This is a genomic window from Saccharothrix mutabilis subsp. mutabilis (assembly GCF_039521145.1).
GTDB classification, from domain to species: domain Bacteria; phylum Actinomycetota; class Actinomycetes; order Mycobacteriales; family Pseudonocardiaceae; genus Actinosynnema; species Actinosynnema mutabilis.
This window is the reverse complement of record NZ_BAAABU010000008.1, coordinates 38,455-54,650: the sequence shown is the minus strand read 5'-3', so window position 1 is coordinate 54,650 and position 16,196 is coordinate 38,455. Positions and strand designations below refer to the sequence as shown.

The following is a 16,196-nucleotide window of genomic DNA, read 5'->3' as shown; positions in this document are numbered from 1 at the left end:
TTCCCTCCCGAGGACGTCTACGGGGCCGGGCGGAAGCCCGCCTTCTCCGCGTCGGAGATGGTGCGGAACCACACGTCGGCGCGGGTCTCGCTGAAGTTGGCCGACTCCGCGGTGAAGTAGCGGCGGCCGGTGAGGGTGGCCTTGACCTGGAAGTCCGGGGCCGGGGCCATGCCGTCGGACTTCGGCAGCACCGAGCCCGGACCGAACGGCGAGCGCGGGTTGAAGCCCTCCGGCTGCTGGTAGCGCGTGGTCGTGCTCGCCGGCCTGCCACCGGTGCTCGGGCTGAAGCCGACCGGGCGCGGGCGCACCGGGCGGGGCGGCGGCGGGCTGATCGGCTGCGCCGGCGCGGGCGGCGGGGGCGGCGGGGTGGTGCGGGAGCCGGCCGGGCGCACCGGGCGCTGCGGCAGGCCGCCGTTGCCTTCGGACTCAAGCAGTTCGGGGGCGAGCTTGGGCACGAACGGCTGGTCGTTGCCGGGGGCCGCGGGCTTGGGCTTGGGCGGGGCCGGCGGCTCGTCCACGAACTCGTCGTCGGGGGTGAGGATCGGCTCGAACAGCGAGCGCGGGCGGGCCGGTTCCTTCGGCTCGGGCTTGGGCTCCGGCCGGACCTCGGGCTGGGACTCCGAGCGGGCCTCGGCGGGCGGTTCGGGGCGGGTGTCGGCGGGCGGTTCCGGCTGGAAGCGCGGCACGAAGGGCTCGTCGGCCGACGCCGGGGACTCGGCCGGTTCCGGGGCCGTCGCGGGGCCGCCGAGGGAGCCGGGCAGGGCGTGGGCCTCGTCGTGGTGCGCGGCGCTCGGCTCGGGGGTGTGGGCGGCGATGTCGCGGGCGTCCAGGATCGTCGTCGCGTCCGGGGTGAACAGGCCGGGCGCGGCGGGTTCCGGTTCCGCGCGGTCGGGCTCGGGCAGGTCGGGGCGCGCCGGGGCCGGTGGCGGGGTCGGCAGTTCGGCGCGGATCACCGGGTACTCGCCGGTCAGGTCGCGGTCCGGCCAGGCCTGCCGCGGCTCCTCGAAGCGGGGTTCGGCCGGGATCGGCTCCTCGAAGCGGGGTTGGTCGGCGGGCGGCTCCTCGAACCGGGGGTCCTCGAACCGGGACTCCTCCGCACGCGACTCATCCGCACGCGACTCATCCGCACGCGACTCATCCGGGCTCGGCTCGTCGGGGCGCGCGTCCACCTCGGCGATGGCGCGGGCCAGGGCCGTGGCCGGGATCAGGGTGGTCCGCTCGGCGGGACGCTCCGGCTCGTCCTCCTGCTCGGGCCCCTCGGCCGGGTCCTCGTCCTCGCCGTAGACGACCGGTTCCGGCTCCTCCCGCCACACCTCGCGCGGCTGGAACGCCTCCACCTCCGGCGGCGCGGTCGGCTCGGGCTGCCGCGGGACCGCCACCTCGGCGGCAGGCCGCGCGGGCGGCAGGAGGTGGGTCTGCTCGACCGGCAGGGCCGGCGGCTCGTCCGACTCCGCGGCCGACGACGTGGTCACCGGCTCGCCACCCGGGGAGAGGCGCTCGAACAGGCTGCGCGGCCGGTCGTCCTCGTACTCGGGGAAGTCGTGCTGCTCCTCGAAGTCCGACAACGGGCGGTGCTCGTCGTCCAACTCCTCCAGCATCCGGTCGCGCTCGTCGAGCTTCATGCCGGCGACGTCGTAGCGCGGCGGGTCGTCGTCGCGCAGGAGGTCCTCGACCGGGGAGGAGGACGACCGGTGCCAGTCGTCGAACTCGTCACGCGCCGGTTCGGCGGGGGCGGGCGGGGCGGTCACGACCGGGGCGACCGGACGCGGGGACGCGCCGAGCAGGCGCTCCTCCAGGTCCTGCATCTCCCTCTTCGCGGGCCGGACCAGCACCAGCCAGGTCAGCGCGACGCCTGCCACGAACGACAGCAGGCTCCACAGCCACACCTGTCCGAAGAGCGAACTCACGCCGGAACCCTCCCACTGCACAGTCCTGACACTCCCCGACACGCTCCGCTGCCAGGCCTTCACCCGGTAGTGGAAGCGGTGCAAAACTACCCTGACCACGAGGTCCGGCGCGTCCGACCACGCGGCCCTGCGCCCATAGTGGGCCAGTAGGCCATTCGGAGCAACTGACCAGGCAAAACGGCTGGCGTAGAGTGGCCCGTGTGCCGCCCTTGACCAACTCCACCGCCACTTCGGCAGGTGTTCACCAGGACAACAAGGGTATCGCTCTCGGGGCCGGCGCCTACGTCATCTGGGGCATGTTCCCCGCCTTCTGGCCGCTGCTCGCCCCGGCCGACTCCGGCGAGATCCTGGCGCACCGGATCGCCTGGTCGCTGGTGGTCATGGCCCTGCTCACGGCGGTGCTCGGCCGGTGGTCGAGCCTGCGGACCCTGTCCGCCCGCGGCTGGCTCATGGTGGCCGCCGCGTCCGCGCTGATCGCCGCCAACTGGGGCGTCTACATCTACGCGGTCAACAGCGGGCACGTGGTCGAGGCGGCGCTCGGCTACTTCATCAACCCGCTGGTCAGCGTCGTGCTCGGGGTGCTGGTGCTGCGCGAACGCCTGCGCGGCCTCCAGTACGCGGCCCTGGGCATCGCGGTGACGGCGGTGGTGGTGCTGGCGGTGGACTACGGGCGGCTGCCGTGGATCTCGCTGGTCCTGGCCTGCTCGTTCGGCGTGTACGGGTTGATCAAGAAGACCGTGCCGCTGGACGCGACCTCCAGCCTGACCGCCGAGAGCATCGTGCTCGGGCCGATCGCCGTCGGCTACCTGCTGTGGCTGGGGTCGGCGGGCACGTTCCACAGCAACGGCTGGGGCCACGCCCTGCTGCTCGCGTCGTCGGGCCTGGTGACCGCCGTGCCGCTGATGATGTTCGGCGCGGGCGCGCGGCGCGTGCCGCTGACCACCATGGGCATGCTCCAGTACCTCGCCCCGATCTTGCAGTTCGCGTGGGGCGTGTTCGTGGCGCACGAGCCGATGCCCGCGTCCCGCTGGTTCGGGTTCGGCCTGGTCTGGGCAGCGCTAGCGGTGTTCACGGCAGACGCCCTGCACTCCCGCCGCCGCTCCCGCCTCCTAGTCGCCCCGATCGAGTAACCCCCCACCCCTCAGCCACACCCGCGGACACCCGCTCTTCCGCGCCGCAGGCGCACGCCAAGCGCAGCGCCCACGAAAAGGGCCTCGTGTTCTCCCCGTCCGGCCTGGGCGCAGCCCAACCGCGCTTTGGTCTTCTCCGCAACCACGCTTTCCGGTTGCGGAGAAGACCAAAGGGTGGTTGCCTCCGGCAGGCCGGACGGGGAGAACACGACGCCCTTCCCCCCGGGGGCCTGCCGCGCGGCGAGCGCCGCTTTTGATCTTGAGAGCGCGCAGCGCACACCTAAAGCGAGCGAGACAGGCTCAGTGGGTACGGGTGACCACGTACTCGCTGACCGACTCCAGAGCGTCACGCGCCACACCCGCCGGCAACCCCGCCAGCGTCGCCCGAGCGCGAGCCGCGTAGTCGTCCAGCGTCGCCCGAGCCCGCGCCAACCCCGAAGACGCCCGCAACAACTCCAACGCCTCCTCGACCTCGCCATCATCGGTCAGGGGCTGGGCCAGCAGCGCGGCCAACCGCGACTCCGGCTCGTCGGCCAGCGCGTACAGCATGGGCAGCGTCTTCACGCCCTCGCGCAGGTCCGTCCCCGGCGTCTTCCCCGACTCCGACGAAGGCGACGCGATGTCGATGACGTCGTCGGAGATCTGGAACGCCGCCCCGATGATCTCCCCGTAGTGCCGCAGCGCCTCCACCTGCACCGGGGTGACGTCGGAGAACATCGCGCCGTACCGGGCGGCGGTGGCGATCAGCGACCCGGTCTTCTCGGCGATGGTGGTCAGGTAGTGCGCGATCGGGTCTTCGCCGTCGCGCGGGCCCATGGTCTCGCGCATCTGGCCGGTGACCAGCTCGGAGAACGTCTCCGCGATGATCCGCGCCGCCCGCGTGCCCAGGTCCGCGACCAGCGCGGACGCGTGGGCGAACAGGTAGTCACCGGTCAGGATGGCGATCGAGTTGTCCCACTTCGCGTTGGCCGAGGCCGCGCCGCGGCGCATGGTGGCCTCGTCCATCACGTCGTCGTGGTACAGCGTGGCCAGGTGGGTCAGCTCGACCACGGCCGCCGCCTTGATGACGGCCTCGCGGTCCCACGTCGAGCCGAACTGGGCGGACAGGATGGTGAACAGCGGGCGGATGCGCTTCCCGCCCGCGTCCACCAAGTGGAGCGACGTCTCCATCACCGGGTGGAACTCGCTCTGCACGACCTTGCGCAGCAGCTCCTCCACCTCGGTGAGCCCCGCCTGAACCACCTCCGCGAGCACGGGGTCCGCAAACCGGAACCCCGTCCCCGCCCGCTCGCTACTGGTCACGCTTGAAGCCTACGTACCACTGGAAGACGAACCCGCCGGCACCCGCCCTATCTAGAAGATGAACCCGCCGGCACCCGCCCAATCGAGGGCGAACGCGGGCCACACCCCCAGCACCAGCGTGATCGCCGCACCCATGGTGATGGCGATGGTGGTCATGGCGCCGGGCACGCTGACGGTCGGGCCGTCGGCCGCCGGCTCGCTGAAGTACATCAGCACGATGACCCGCAGGTAGAAGAACGCGGCCACCGCGGACGCCACCAGCGCGACCACCACCAGCGGCGCCATGCCGCTCTCCAGCGCCGCCGCGAACACCACGAACTTGCCGATGAAACCGCTGGTCAGCGGGATGCCGGCCAGGGCGAGCAGCAGGAACGTGAACACCGCCGCGGTCACCGGGGACCGCTTGGCCAGGCCCGCCCACTGGGACAGGTGGGTGGCCTCGCCGTCGGCGTTGCGCACCAGCGACACCACGCCGAACGCGGCGATGGTCGTGAAGCCGTAGGCCATCAGGTAGAACATCGTCCCCGACAGGCCCTCCTGCGACAGCGAGATCGACCCGACCAGCAGGAAGCCCGCGTGCGCCACCGACGAGTAGGCGATCATGCGCTTCACGTCGGTCTGGGTGAGGCCCAGCACCGCGCCGATCACCATCGAGGCGATGGCCACGGCCCACAGGACGCCGTTCCACTCCCAGCTCGACCGCTCGAACGCCACGAACAGCACCCGCAGGATGCCGCCGAACGCGGCGACCTTCGTGCAGGCCGCCATGAACGCGGTGATCGGTGTCGGGGAGCCCTGGTAGACGTCCGGGGTCCACGCGTGGAACGGGCCGACCGAGGCCTTGAACAGCAGGCCCACCACCAGCAGGCCGAAGCCCGCGTAGAGCAGCGTGTCGGACCGGTCGGTGCCGGAGGTGGCGGCGGCGATGTCGGCCAGCTTCACCGAGCCCGCGTAGCCGTAGAGCAGGGCCACGCCGTAGAGGAAGAACGCCGACGCGAACGCGCCGAGCAGGAAGTACTTCACCGCGGCCTCCTGCGAGAGCAGGCGGCGACGGCGGGCCAGGCCGCACATCAGGTACAGCGGCAGGGACAGCACTTCCAGCGCGATGAACATCGTCAGCAGGTCGTTCGCCGCGACGAACACCATCATCCCGCCGAGCGCGAACAGCGTGAGCGGGAACACCTCGGTCTGCATGCCGAACCGGTTGGCCTGCGCGCGGTCCTGCTTGGTGCCGGGCAGCACGGACGCCTCGGCGACGAACGCGCCGCCGGGCTCGACCGAGCGGTCGGCGATGAGCAGCACCGAGCCGAGGCCGAGGACCAGCAGGGTGGCCCACAGGAAGATCACCGGCTTGTCGACGGCGACCGTGCCGGCGAGGGTCACGACGCCCTGCGGGAGGGCGTCGTTGGCGTGGGCGATGAGCGAGGCGCCCGCGAAGGCCAGGGTGAGCAGGGTCAGCACGACCTGGGTGCTCCACCGCTGGGCCTTGGGCAGGAACGCCTCCACCAGCACGCTGAGGCACGCCGCCCCGAGCACGATGAGGATCGGCGCGACCGCGAGGTAGTCGATCTCCGGGGCCGGCAACCGCTGGGCTTGGGCGAGGAGGTCCGTCACGTCACTTGCCTTCCTGCGCGACCGGGTCGGTCACGCCGACCTCGCTGAGCGTCGCCCCGACGGACGGGGTGATCACGTCCAACACCGGCTGCGGGTAGAACCCGAGCACCAGGATCAGCGCGACCAGCGGCGCGAGCACCGCCAGTTCCCGCTTGTTCAGGTCCGGAACCGAAGCGCGCTCCGGGTCGAGCGCCGCGCCGGGCCCGCCGACCGCGTCGACCAGCGCCGTGCCGCGCACGGGGCCCTGGAACACCCGCTGGTACAGCCACAGGATGTAGAGCGCGGCGAGCACCATGCCGATGGCGGCGAGGATGGTGAACACCGGCTGGTTCGGGAAGGACCCGATGAGCACCAGGAATTCGCTGACGAACGAGTTGGTGCCCGGCAGCGCCAGCGACGAGAGGCCCGCGACGAAGAACAGGCCGCCCAGCACCGGGGTGAGCTTGGCCATGCCGCCGTAGTCCTGGATCAGGCGCGACCCGCCGCGGGCCATCACCATGCCGACGACCAGGAACAGCATGCCGGTCGAGATGCCGTGGTTGACCATGTAGAGCACCGCGCCCGCGCCGGCCTGCGAGCTGAACGCGAAGATGCCCAGCGCGATGAAGCCGAAGTGCGCGATGGACGTGTAGGCGACGAACCGCTTCATGTCGGTCTGGCCGACCGCGAGCAGCGACCCGTACAGCACGCCCGCGACGGCGAGCACCAGCACCAGCGGCGCGAGTTCCTGGCTGGCCAGCGGGAACAGCGGCAGGCAGTAGCGCAGGAACCCGAACGTGCCGATCTTGTCCAGGATGCCGACCAGCAGCACGCCCGCCCCGACCGGGGCCTCGGCGCCGGCGTCGGGCAGCCAGGTGTGCAGCGGCACCAGCGGCGCCTTGATCGCGAAGGCGATGAAGAAGCCGAGGAACAGCCAGATCTGCGTGGACAGCGGCAGGTCCCGGGTGACCGTGACCAGGGTGGCCCAGTCGAACGTGCCGGAGCCGAGCTTGTCCCGCGCGGCGACGTACACGCCGATCACCGAGGCCAGCATGACCAGGCCGCCCAGCAGCGAGTACAGGAAGAACTTCATCGCCGCGTACTGCCGGTTCGGCCCGCCGAAGCGGCCGATCAGGAAGTACATCGGGACCAGCACGGCCTCGAAGAACACGTAGAACACGAACACGTCGGTGGCCGCGAAGACACCGACCATGCCGGTCTCCATGGCCAGCAGCAGGGCGAAGAACCCGCCCGCGCTGCGGCCCTCGGGCAGCTTGTCCGCCCAGGAGCCGCCGATGACGACCGGCACCAGGAAGGCGATCAGGGCGATCATCACCAGGGCGATGCCGTCCACGCCGAAGGACAGGTGGATGCCGAACGCCGGGATCCACTCCACCGAGCTGGTCAGCTGGAGGCGGTCGCCGGCCGGGTCGTAGGCGACCCACGCCAGCACCGCGATCACCAGTTCGGCCAGCGCGAAGGCGAGCGCCACGAGCTTCGCGGTCCGGTCGTTGCCCCGCAGGAAGGCCACCACGAGGCTGCCCGCGAGGGGCAGCAGGAGCAGCGCGATCAGCGTCCAGCTCACGAGAACCTCACCATCAGCAGCGCGCCCAGGACGAAGATCGCACCCAGGAGCATGGAGAGCGCGTACGAGCGCACGAACCCGGTCTGCAAGCGGCGCAGCCGGCCCGAGCTACCGCCCAGCAGCGCGGCCGAGCCGTTGACCAGCCCGTCCACGCCCTTGTTGTCGACGAACACCAGCGCGCGGGTGAGCCAGGTGCCCGGCCGCGCGAACAGCGCCTCGTTGAGCGCGTTGCCGTACAGGTCGTTGCGCGCGGCGCGGACCACGAACGACACCCGCTCGGGCCGCTGCACCGGCTGGGGCCGGCGGCCGAAGAACAGCCACGCGACCAGCACGCCCAGCGCGGACAGGCCCAGCACCAGGAAGTTGACCACGGTGTGGTCGAGCACGCCGTGCTGCTCCCGCAACTCGCCCAGCGACGGCGAGAGCCAGTTCGCGAGGTTGTTGCCGCTCGCGAAGAACGCGCCCGCGCCGACCGAGCCGACCGCCAGCAGGATCATCGGGACCGTCATGGTCAGGCCGGACTCGTGCGGGTGGTAGGCGCGGCCGTCCTCGCTCTTCAGGTCCTCCCAGCGCGGCTTGCCCAGGAACACCAGGAACAGCAGGCGGGTCATGTAGAACGCGGTGATGCCCGCGCCCAGCGCCGCCGCGCCGCCGAACACCCAGCCGCGCCAGCCCTGCTCGCTGAACGCCGCCGCGATGATGGCGTCCTTGGAGAAGTAGCCGGACAGGAACGGGAAGCCGATCAGCGCGAGGTAGCCCAGCGTCCAGGTGATGAACGTGATGGGCATCTTGCGCCACAGGCCGCCCATGCGGCGGATGTTGCCCTCGTCGTTCATGCCGTGCATGACCGAGCCGGCGCCGAGGAACAGCCCGGCCTTGAAGAAGCCGTGCGTGAGCAGGTGCATGATGCCCAGCGCGTAGCCCACGGGACCGAGGCCGACGGCGAGGATCATGTAACCGATCTGGCTGACCGTGGAGTACGCCAGGACTTTCTTGAAGTCGTCGTAGGCGCAGCCGATGACGCACCCGATGATCAACGTCAGCGCGCCGATGATCATGACGACCAGGCGGCCGTCGGCGGAGGCGTTGTAGATCGGGTTGGAGCGGGCGATCAGGTAGACGCCCGCGGTGACCATCGTGGCCGCGTGGATCAGCGCCGACACCGGGGTGGGGCCGGCCATGGCGTCCGGGAGCCACGCCTGGAGCGGGAACTGGCCGGACTTGCCGCACGCGCCCAGGAGCAGCAGCAGCGTCACCGCGGTGACCTCGGCCGCGGACAGCTCGCCGACGCGGGCGAACACCTCGGTGTACTGGGTGGTGCCCAGCTCCTTGAACAGGATGAAGATCGCGATCGCGAGACCCAGGTCGCCGACCCGGTTCATCAGGAACGCCTTCTTCGCGGCGCTGGCCGCCTCCGGCTTGTACTGGTACCAGCCGATCAGCAGGTAGGAGGCGAGACCCACGCCCTCCCAGCCGAAGTACAGGGTCACGAAGCCGTCGCCCAGCACCAGCAGCAACATGGCCGCGACGAAGAGGTTCAGGTAGGCGAAGAACTTCCGCCGCCCGGCCTCGTGCGCCATGTAGCCGATCGAGTAGATGTGGATCAGCGACCCGACACCGGTGATCAGCAGGACGAACGTCAGCGACAGCGGGTCGAGCCGCAGCCCGAACTCGACGTTGAGCGCGTTGACCGGCACCCAGTCGAACAGGTGCAGCTCGCTGGTGCGCTCGCCGGTCTGCCCGATGGTCTCGAAGAACAGCGCCACGCCGTAGGCGAACGCCGCGAGCACGGTCGCGCAGCCCAGCAGGTGGCCCCACTTGTCGGTGCGCCGGCCGCCCAGCAGCAGCACGGTCGCGCCGAACGCGGGCAGCGCGAGCAACAACCAGGCGAGACTGCCGATCCCGCTGGCGGCAACAGGTTCCGTCACCGTCGACCTCTCAGTACTTCAGCAGGTTGGAGTCGTCGACCGAGGCCGAGCGACGCGTCTTGAAGATCGCCATGATGATCGTCAGGCCGACCACGACCTCCGCCGCGGCCACGACCATCACGAAGAACGCCATCACCTGGCCGTCGAGCCCGCCGTTGATGCGGGCGAACGTGACCAGGCTGAGGTTCACGGCGTTGAGCATCAGCTCGATGCACATGAACACGACGATGGCGTTGCGCCGCACCAGCACGCCCACCGCGCCGAGGCTGAACAGCAGGGCGGACAGCAGCAGGTAGTAGGTGGGGGTCACGACTGGTCTCCCTTGAGCGCGTGCGCGTCGGGCTGGTGCGCCGTGCCGGAGACCTCCGCGACGTCGTCCTCCAGCCGCTCCTTCGCGGTCGTCTCGATCAGCTCGGACAGCGACTCCTTCGCGACCGAGCCGTCGGGCAGCAACGCGGGCGTGGCGACCGAGTTGGCCGTGGCGAACACGCCGGGGCCGGGCAGCGAGCCCACCCGGTCGCCGCGGAAGCGCTCCTCGACCAGTTCCTTCTGCGTCTTCTTCGCCTCCTTGGACTTGGAGGTGAAGGCCAGCACCATCGCGCCGACCGCCGCCGTGATGAGCAGCGCGGAGGTCAGTTCGAACGGGAACAGGTAGTCGGTGAACAGCGCCTCGCCGATGTTGGCGACGTTGCCGCCGTTCTGCGTGTTCTGCTGCGCCAGGCCGATCGCGTCCACGTCGGTCAGCGCGCGGGCCAGGGAGCCGACCACGAGGGCCGCGAACCCGATGCCGAGCACGGTGGCCGCGAGCCGCTGCCCGCGCAGCACCTCCACGACGGAGTCCGAGCTGTCCCGGCCGACCAGCATCAGCACGAACAGGAACAGCATCATGATCGCGCCGGTGTAGACGATGATCTGCACGAAGCCCAGGAAGGGCGCCTGCTGGACCATGTAGAGCACGCCGAGGCTGAGCATGGTGAGCACCAGCCACAGCGCGGAGTGCACGGCGTTGCGGGCGAACAGCATGCCCAGCGCGCCGGCCAGGGCCAGGGGTCCGAGGATCCAGAACGCGACCGCCTCGCCGGTGGTGACGGTGTCCACCACGCGCTCGACGGTGTCCGGCTGGAGCAGGAGGTTCACCGGCCCTCCTGCTTCGCCTTGATGTCCGCTTCCGCCTGGAGGCGCGGCCCGTTGACGTAGTAGTCCTGCTCGTTCGCGCCCAGCCGCATCGGGTGCGGCGGCTGCTCCATGCCGGGCAGCAGCGGGGCGAGCAGGTCCTCCTTGGTGAAGATCAGCTTCTGCCGGTCGTCGTCGGCCAGCTCGTACTCGTTGGTCATGGTGAGCGAGCGGGTCGGGCACGCCTCGATGCACAGGCCGCAGCCGATGCAGCGCAGGTAGTTGATCTGGTAGTCGGCGCCGTAGCGCTCACCGGGCGAGTAGCGCTCGTCCTCGGTGTTGTCGCCGCCCTCGACGAAGATCGCGTCCGCCGGGCAGGCCCACGCGCACAGCTCGCAGCCGACGCACTTCTCCAGCCCGTCCGGGTGCCGGTTGAGCTGGTGGCGGCCGTGGAACCGCGGCGCGGTGACCTTCTTGACCTCGGGGTACTCCTCGGTGACGACCTTCTTGAACATCGTCCCGAAGGTCACGCCGAAGCCCTTGACGGGATCAAGCATCCCCATCGCCGGCCTCCTCCCTGGATGCGGTAACCGCTGCGGGTTCCTTGGTTTCGCCGGGCAGGTCCGCCACCGGCACCTGGCGCCGCCGCGGCGGCGACTTGGGGACCTGGAGGTCCAGCGGCGGCACGGGGAAGCCGCCGCCGGTGACCGGCACGGCGTTCGGGTCGCGCACCTCGCGCTTGTCCGGCAGCAGGAACGCCACCAGCAGCACGACGCCCAGGACCGCGCCGAACACGGCGAGCACGGTGGACGTGCTCAGCGAGTCGGACTCGATCTCCTGGCGCACGTACCGGGCGAACGCCACCGCGACGAACCACACCAGCGCGATCGGGACCAGGAACTTCCAGCCCAGCCGCATGAACTGGTCGTAGCGCAGGCGGGGCAGGGTGCCGCGCAGCCAGATGAACAGGAACAGGAACGCGAGCGTCTTGAGCACGAACCACAGCAGGCCGAACCAGCCGGAGTTGAGCAGGTGGTCGTCGCCGACGAACGGGAACCGCCAGCCGCCCAGGAACAGGGTCGTGGCCAGCGCGGAGACGGTCACCATGTTGACGTACTCGGCGAGGAAGAACAGCGCGAACTTCAGCGAGCTGTACTCGGTGTGGAAGCCGCCGACCAGCTCCGACTCGGCCTCGGGGAGGTCGAACGGGGCGCGGTTGGTCTCGCCGACCATCGACGTCACGTAGATCAGGAAGCTCACCGGCAGCAGGTAGAAGTACCAGCCGCCGGCCTGCGAGGCGACGATGTCCGAGGTGGACAGCGAGTGCGAGTGCATGACGACCGCGACGATCGACAGGCCCATCGCGATCTCGTAGGAGATCACCTGCGCGGCCGACCGCAGCGCGCCCAGCAGCGGGTACGGCGAGCCGGAGGCCCAGCCGGACAGCACGATGCCGTAGACGCCCAGCGAGGAGCAGGCCAGCACGACCAGCACGCCGACCGGCAGGTCGACCAGCTGGAGGGCGGTGCGCTCGCCGAAGATCGACACCTCGCCGCCCAGCGGGATCACCGAGAAGGCGACGAACGCGGGGATGCAGGAGATCACCGGGGCGAGGAAGAACACCCACTTGTCCGCCAGGACCGGGCGGATGTCCTCCTTGAACGCCAGCTTGAGGCCGTCGGCCAGCGACTGGAGCCAGCCGCCCGGGCCGACCCGGTTGGGGCCGGGCCGCTGCTGCATGCGGGCGACGACCTTGCGCTCCCAGTTGATCATGAACAGGGTCATGACGACGAGGAACGCGAAGATCCCGACGACCTTGACGATGATCAGCCAGAGCGGGTCGTCGGCGAGGAGTTCGGCGGTGCTCATTTCTTGCCTCCGGGCGACGTACGCGTCTCAGCGGAGCCCGCATCCGACACAGTGGAAACCGTGACAACCGACCCGTGACCGGCGACGAGGGTGCGCCGCACGGTGGCCGCGCCGGAGTTGCCCGGCAGCCACACGACGCCGTCGGGCAGGTCGGCGGCCTCGACCGGCAGCGTCACCGCGCCCCGGTCGGTGGACACGGTGACCTCGCCGCCGAGCGCGACGCCCAGGCGGGAGGCCGTGGCCTCGGACAGCTTGGCCACCACCGGCCGGGCGGTGCCCGCCAGGTGCGGCTCGTCGTCCTGCATCGAGCCGTTGTCCAGCAGCCGCCGCCACGTGGCGAGCACGACCTGGCCGTCCTTGGGCTGCGGCAGCAGCGGGGCGGCGACGGTCGGGGCCTGCGCCGAGACCACGCCGCGGCCCAGCCGCTCGAAGTCCGCGGCGGCCGCCGCCGGGGTCTGGGTGAACAGGTCGGCGTCCATCTCGACGGCCAGCGTGTCCAGCACGCGGCCGTCGGGCAGCGCGCCGGTGCCCTCCAGGGTCAGGCCGAACGGGCGGTGCCGGCCCTCCCAGTTGACGTAGCTGCCCGCCTTCTCCACCGCCGGGGCGACCGGGAGCACCACGTCGGCGTGCGCGGTGACCGCGCTGTGCCGCAGCTCCAGGCTCACCACGAAACCGGCGAACTCCAGCGCGCGCCGCGCCAGCGCCGGGTCCGGCAGGTCGAACGGGTCCACGCCGCCGACCACCAGCGCGCCCAGGCCACCGCTCGCGGCGGCGGTCAGGATGCCGGTGGTGTCACGGCCGGGCTTGGCGGGCAGCGCGCCCTCGGCCAGGCCCCACGCCCGCTCGACCTCGGCGCGGGCGGCGTCGTCGGACACCAGCCGGCCGCCGGGCAGCAGCGTCGGCAGCAGACCGGCCTCCAGCGCGCCCCGCTCGCCGGCGCGGCGCGGGACCCAGGCGACCCCGGCGCCCGTGCTCTTGGCGAGCGCGGACACCGCGGAGAACAGGCCGGGGACCTCGGCGGCGCGTTCGCCGACGAGGATCACCGAACCGGGCTTGGCCAGCTCCTCCACCACGTCGGCGGCGTGCTCGGGCAGGGCGTTCAGCGCGGCGGGCTCGCCGCCGGGCACGCACGCCAGCAGCGTGCCGAACGTCTTCTCCACGGCGGGCGAGGTGAACTGGCCCAGGTGGAACACCTTCGTCTTCTTCGCGCGGGCCGCCTTGCGCAGCCGCAGGAAGACGATCGGCGCCTCCTCCTCGGGCTCGAACGCCACCAGCAGCGCGGCCGGCGCGGCCTCGATGCCCTTGAAGGTCACGCCGCCGGTCTCCGGGGTGACGCCCAGGACGGTCGAGGTCAGGAACTCCATCTCCTCCGCCGAGTGGGCGCGGGCGCGGAAGTCCACGTCGTTGGTGCGCAACGCGATCCGGGCGAACTTGGCGTACGCGTACGCGTCCTCCAGGGTCAGCCGGCCGCCGGCGAGCACGCCGACGCCCTTGCCGTCCCGCGCCTTCGCCAGCCCGGCCGCCGCGACCTGCAACGCCTCGGTCCACGACGACTCGCGCAGCTCACCGGTGGCCTCGTCGCGCACCAGCGGGCGGGTGATCCGGTCGGCGGCGGTGGCGTAGCGGAACGCGAAGCGGCCCTTGTCGCAGATCCACTCCTCGTTGACCTCGGGGTCGTCGCCGGCGAGCTTGCGCTGCACCTTGCCGCGCCGCCAGTCGGTGCGCTCGGCGCAGCCCGACGAGCAGTGCTCGCACACGCTCGGCGTGGACACCAGGTCGAACGGCCGCGCCCGGAACCGGTAGGCGGCCGAGGTCAGCGCGCCGACCGGGCAGATCTGGATGGTGTTGCCGGAGAAGTAGGACTGGAACGGCTTCTCCTGCGCCACGCCGATCTGCTGCTGCGCGCCGCGCTCCAGCAGCTCGATGAACGGGTCGCCCGCGATCTGCGCCGAGAACCGCGTGCACCGCTGGCACAGCACGCACCGCTCGCGGTCCAGCAGCACCTGCGTGCTGATCGGGATCGGCTTGGGGAACGTGCGCTTGTGCTCGTGGAACCGGGAGTCGGCGCGGCCGTGCTTGAGCGCCTGGTTCTGCAACGGGCACTCGCCGCCCTTGTCGCAGATCGGGCAGTCCAGCGGGTGGTTGATGAGCAGCAGCTCCATCACGCCCTGCTGCGCCTTGTCCGCGACCGGCGAGGTGAGCTGCGTCTTGACCACCATGCCGTCGGCGACGGTCATCGTGCAGGACGCCTGCGGCTTCGGCATCGGCCGGCCGCCCATCTCCACCTCGACCAGGCACTGGCGGCACGCGCCCGCCGGGTCCAGCAGCGGGTGGTCGCAGAACCGGGGCACGACGATGCCCAGCCGCTCCGCGGTGCGGATCAGCAGCTCGCCCTTGGGCGCGACGACCTCGATGCCGTCGATGACGAGCTTGACGTGACCCTCGGGCACGACCAGTTCCGTGCTCTTGTCAGGGGCGATCGTCATGCGCTTGCTCCTGCGAGAACCTGGGAGTTCTGGTCGCACAGGGCCAGGAACTCGTCCTTGAAGTACTTGATGCCGCTGGTGATGGGGCTGACCGCGCCGTCACCCAGGGCGCAGAACGAGCGGCCCAGGATGTTGTCGCAGACGTCCAGCAGCGTGTCGATGTCCCCGGCCGTGCCCTCGCCGCGCACCATGCGCTGGAGGATCTGGACCAGCCAGTAGGTGCCCTCGCGGCACGGCGTGCACTTGCCGCACGACTCGTGCTTGTAGAACTCGGTCCACTTCATGACCGCCCACGGCACGGACACCGTCTCGTTGAAGATCTGCAACGCGGTGGTGCCCAGCATCGAGCCCGCCTCGGCCGCGCCCTCGAAGTCCAGCGGCACGTCGAGGTGCTCGGCGGTGAACAGCGGGGTGGACGAGCCGCCCGGCGTCCAGAACTTCAGCGGGATGCCGTCCTTCATGCCGCCCGCCATGTCCAGCAGCTGCCGCAGGGTCGTGCCCATCGGCGCCTCGTACTGGCCGGGGCGCTCGACGTGGCCGGACAGCGAGTAGATCTTCGGGCCCGGGGACCGCTCGCGGCCCATGGTGCGGAACCAGTCCGCGCCGCCGTTGACGATGTACGGGACCGACGCGATGGTCTCGACGTTGTTCACCACGGTCGGCGACGCGTAGAGGCCGGCGGTCGCGGGGAACGGCGGCTTGAGCCGCGGCTGGCCCCGCTTGCCCTCCAGGGAGTCCAGGAGCGCGGTCTCCTCGCCGCAGATGTAGGCGCCCGCGCCGGCGTGCACCACCACGTCGAGGTCGAAGCCCGAGCCGAGGATGTCCTTGCCCAGGTAGCCCGCCGCGTACGCCTCCCGCACGGCCGCGTTGAGCCGGCGGATGCAGTGCAGCACCTCGCCGCGCACGTAGATCGCGGCGAAGTTCGCGCGGATCGCGTACGAGGTGATGATGATGCCCTCGATCAGCGAGTGCGGGTCCGCCATCATCAGCGGGATGTCCTTGCAGGTGCCCGGCTCGCCCTCGTCGGCGTTGATGACGAGGTAGTGCGGCTTGCCGTCGCCTTGCGGGATGAAGCCCCACTTCATGCCGGTCGGGAAGCCCGCGCCGCCCCGGCCGCGCAGGCCGGAGTCCTTGCACTGCTGGATGAGCTGGTCCGGGTGGGCCTTGAGCGCCTTGCGCAGCGCCGTGTACCCCTCCAGCTGCTCGTAGGTCTTCAGCGTCCACGAGCGCGGCGACAGCCAGCGCTTGGTGAGGACCGGAGTCAGTTGGTCGACCACGTTCGC

General features: G+C 71.1%; 12 protein-coding genes. 1 reads left to right on the top strand and 11 read right to left on the bottom strand.

Going from position 1 to position 16,196, the window contains the following annotated elements:
- Positions 1–17: 17 nt before the first annotated feature.
- Positions 18–1,907 (bottom strand): sunset domain-containing protein, encoded by a 1,890-nt coding sequence (locus ABD126_RS19475; RefSeq protein WP_343935297.1) that lies wholly within the window; start codon positions 1,905–1,907, stop codon positions 18–20.
- A gap of 191 nt (positions 1,908–2,098) precedes the next feature.
- Here ABD126_RS19475 and rarD point away from each other — a divergent pair, with 191 nt between their 5' ends.
- Positions 2,099–3,037, top strand: coding sequence for an EamA family transporter RarD (gene rarD, locus ABD126_RS19470; RefSeq protein WP_343935296.1), 939 nt, complete (start codon positions 2,099–2,101; stop codon positions 3,035–3,037).
- 300 nt (positions 3,038–3,337) lie between these two features.
- Here the strand turns inward: rarD and ABD126_RS19465 are convergent, their stop codons facing one another.
- Genes ABD126_RS19465 through nuoF form a run of 10 tightly spaced genes read right to left on the bottom strand, consistent with a single transcriptional unit; the run spans position 3,338 to position 16,190 of the window.
- On the bottom strand, positions 3,338–4,339 hold the full coding sequence (locus tag ABD126_RS19465; RefSeq protein ID WP_425542848.1) for a polyprenyl synthetase family protein: 1,002 nt from the start codon (positions 4,337–4,339) through the stop codon (positions 3,338–3,340).
- Positions 4,340–4,390: 51 nt separating this feature from the next.
- Positions 4,391–5,953, bottom strand: coding sequence for an NADH-quinone oxidoreductase subunit NuoN (nuoN, locus tag ABD126_RS19460; RefSeq protein WP_343935295.1), 1,563 nt, complete (start codon positions 5,951–5,953; stop codon positions 4,391–4,393).
- Between the two features lies 1 nt (position 5,954).
- The gene (locus tag ABD126_RS19455; protein WP_343935294.1) at positions 5,955–7,517 is read right to left on the bottom strand and encodes an NADH-quinone oxidoreductase subunit M; all 1,563 of its coding nucleotides are present in this window, start codon (positions 7,515–7,517) and stop codon (positions 5,955–5,957) included.
- Positions 7,514–9,445, bottom strand: a complete 1,932-nt coding sequence (gene nuoL, locus ABD126_RS19450) for an NADH-quinone oxidoreductase subunit L (RefSeq protein WP_343935293.1) — start codon at positions 9,443–9,445, stop codon at positions 7,514–7,516. The genes ABD126_RS19455 and nuoL overlap by 4 nt, the downstream gene beginning before the upstream one ends.
- A 10-nt stretch (positions 9,446–9,455) precedes the next feature.
- The gene (gene nuoK, locus ABD126_RS19445) at positions 9,456–9,755 is read right to left on the bottom strand and encodes an NADH-quinone oxidoreductase subunit NuoK (RefSeq protein WP_309117626.1); all 300 of its coding nucleotides are present in this window, start codon (positions 9,753–9,755) and stop codon (positions 9,456–9,458) included.
- Entirely contained in the window at positions 9,752–10,582 is an 831-nt protein-coding gene (locus ABD126_RS19440) for an NADH-quinone oxidoreductase subunit J (protein ID WP_343935292.1), read from the bottom strand. Before ABD126_RS19440 ends, nuoK begins: the two co-directional genes overlap by 4 nt.
- The gene (gene nuoI / locus ABD126_RS19435; RefSeq protein ID WP_343935291.1) at positions 10,579–11,121 is read right to left on the bottom strand and encodes an NADH-quinone oxidoreductase subunit NuoI; all 543 of its coding nucleotides are present in this window, start codon (positions 11,119–11,121) and stop codon (positions 10,579–10,581) included. Before nuoI ends, ABD126_RS19440 begins: the two co-directional genes overlap by 4 nt.
- Complete coding sequence (gene nuoH / locus ABD126_RS19430; RefSeq protein ID WP_343935290.1) at positions 11,108–12,427, bottom strand: NADH-quinone oxidoreductase subunit NuoH; 1,320 nt, start codon at positions 12,425–12,427, stop codon at positions 11,108–11,110. Before nuoH ends, nuoI begins: the two co-directional genes overlap by 14 nt.
- Positions 12,424–14,913 (bottom strand): NADH-quinone oxidoreductase subunit G, encoded by a 2,490-nt coding sequence (locus tag ABD126_RS19425; protein ID WP_343935289.1) that lies wholly within the window; start codon positions 14,911–14,913, stop codon positions 12,424–12,426. The genes nuoH and ABD126_RS19425 overlap by 4 nt, the downstream gene beginning before the upstream one ends.
- Positions 14,910–16,190, bottom strand: a complete 1,281-nt coding sequence (gene nuoF / locus ABD126_RS19420) for an NADH-quinone oxidoreductase subunit NuoF (RefSeq protein WP_343935288.1) — start codon at positions 16,188–16,190, stop codon at positions 14,910–14,912. Before nuoF ends, ABD126_RS19425 begins: the two co-directional genes overlap by 4 nt.
- Positions 16,191–16,196: the final 6 nt, after the last annotated feature.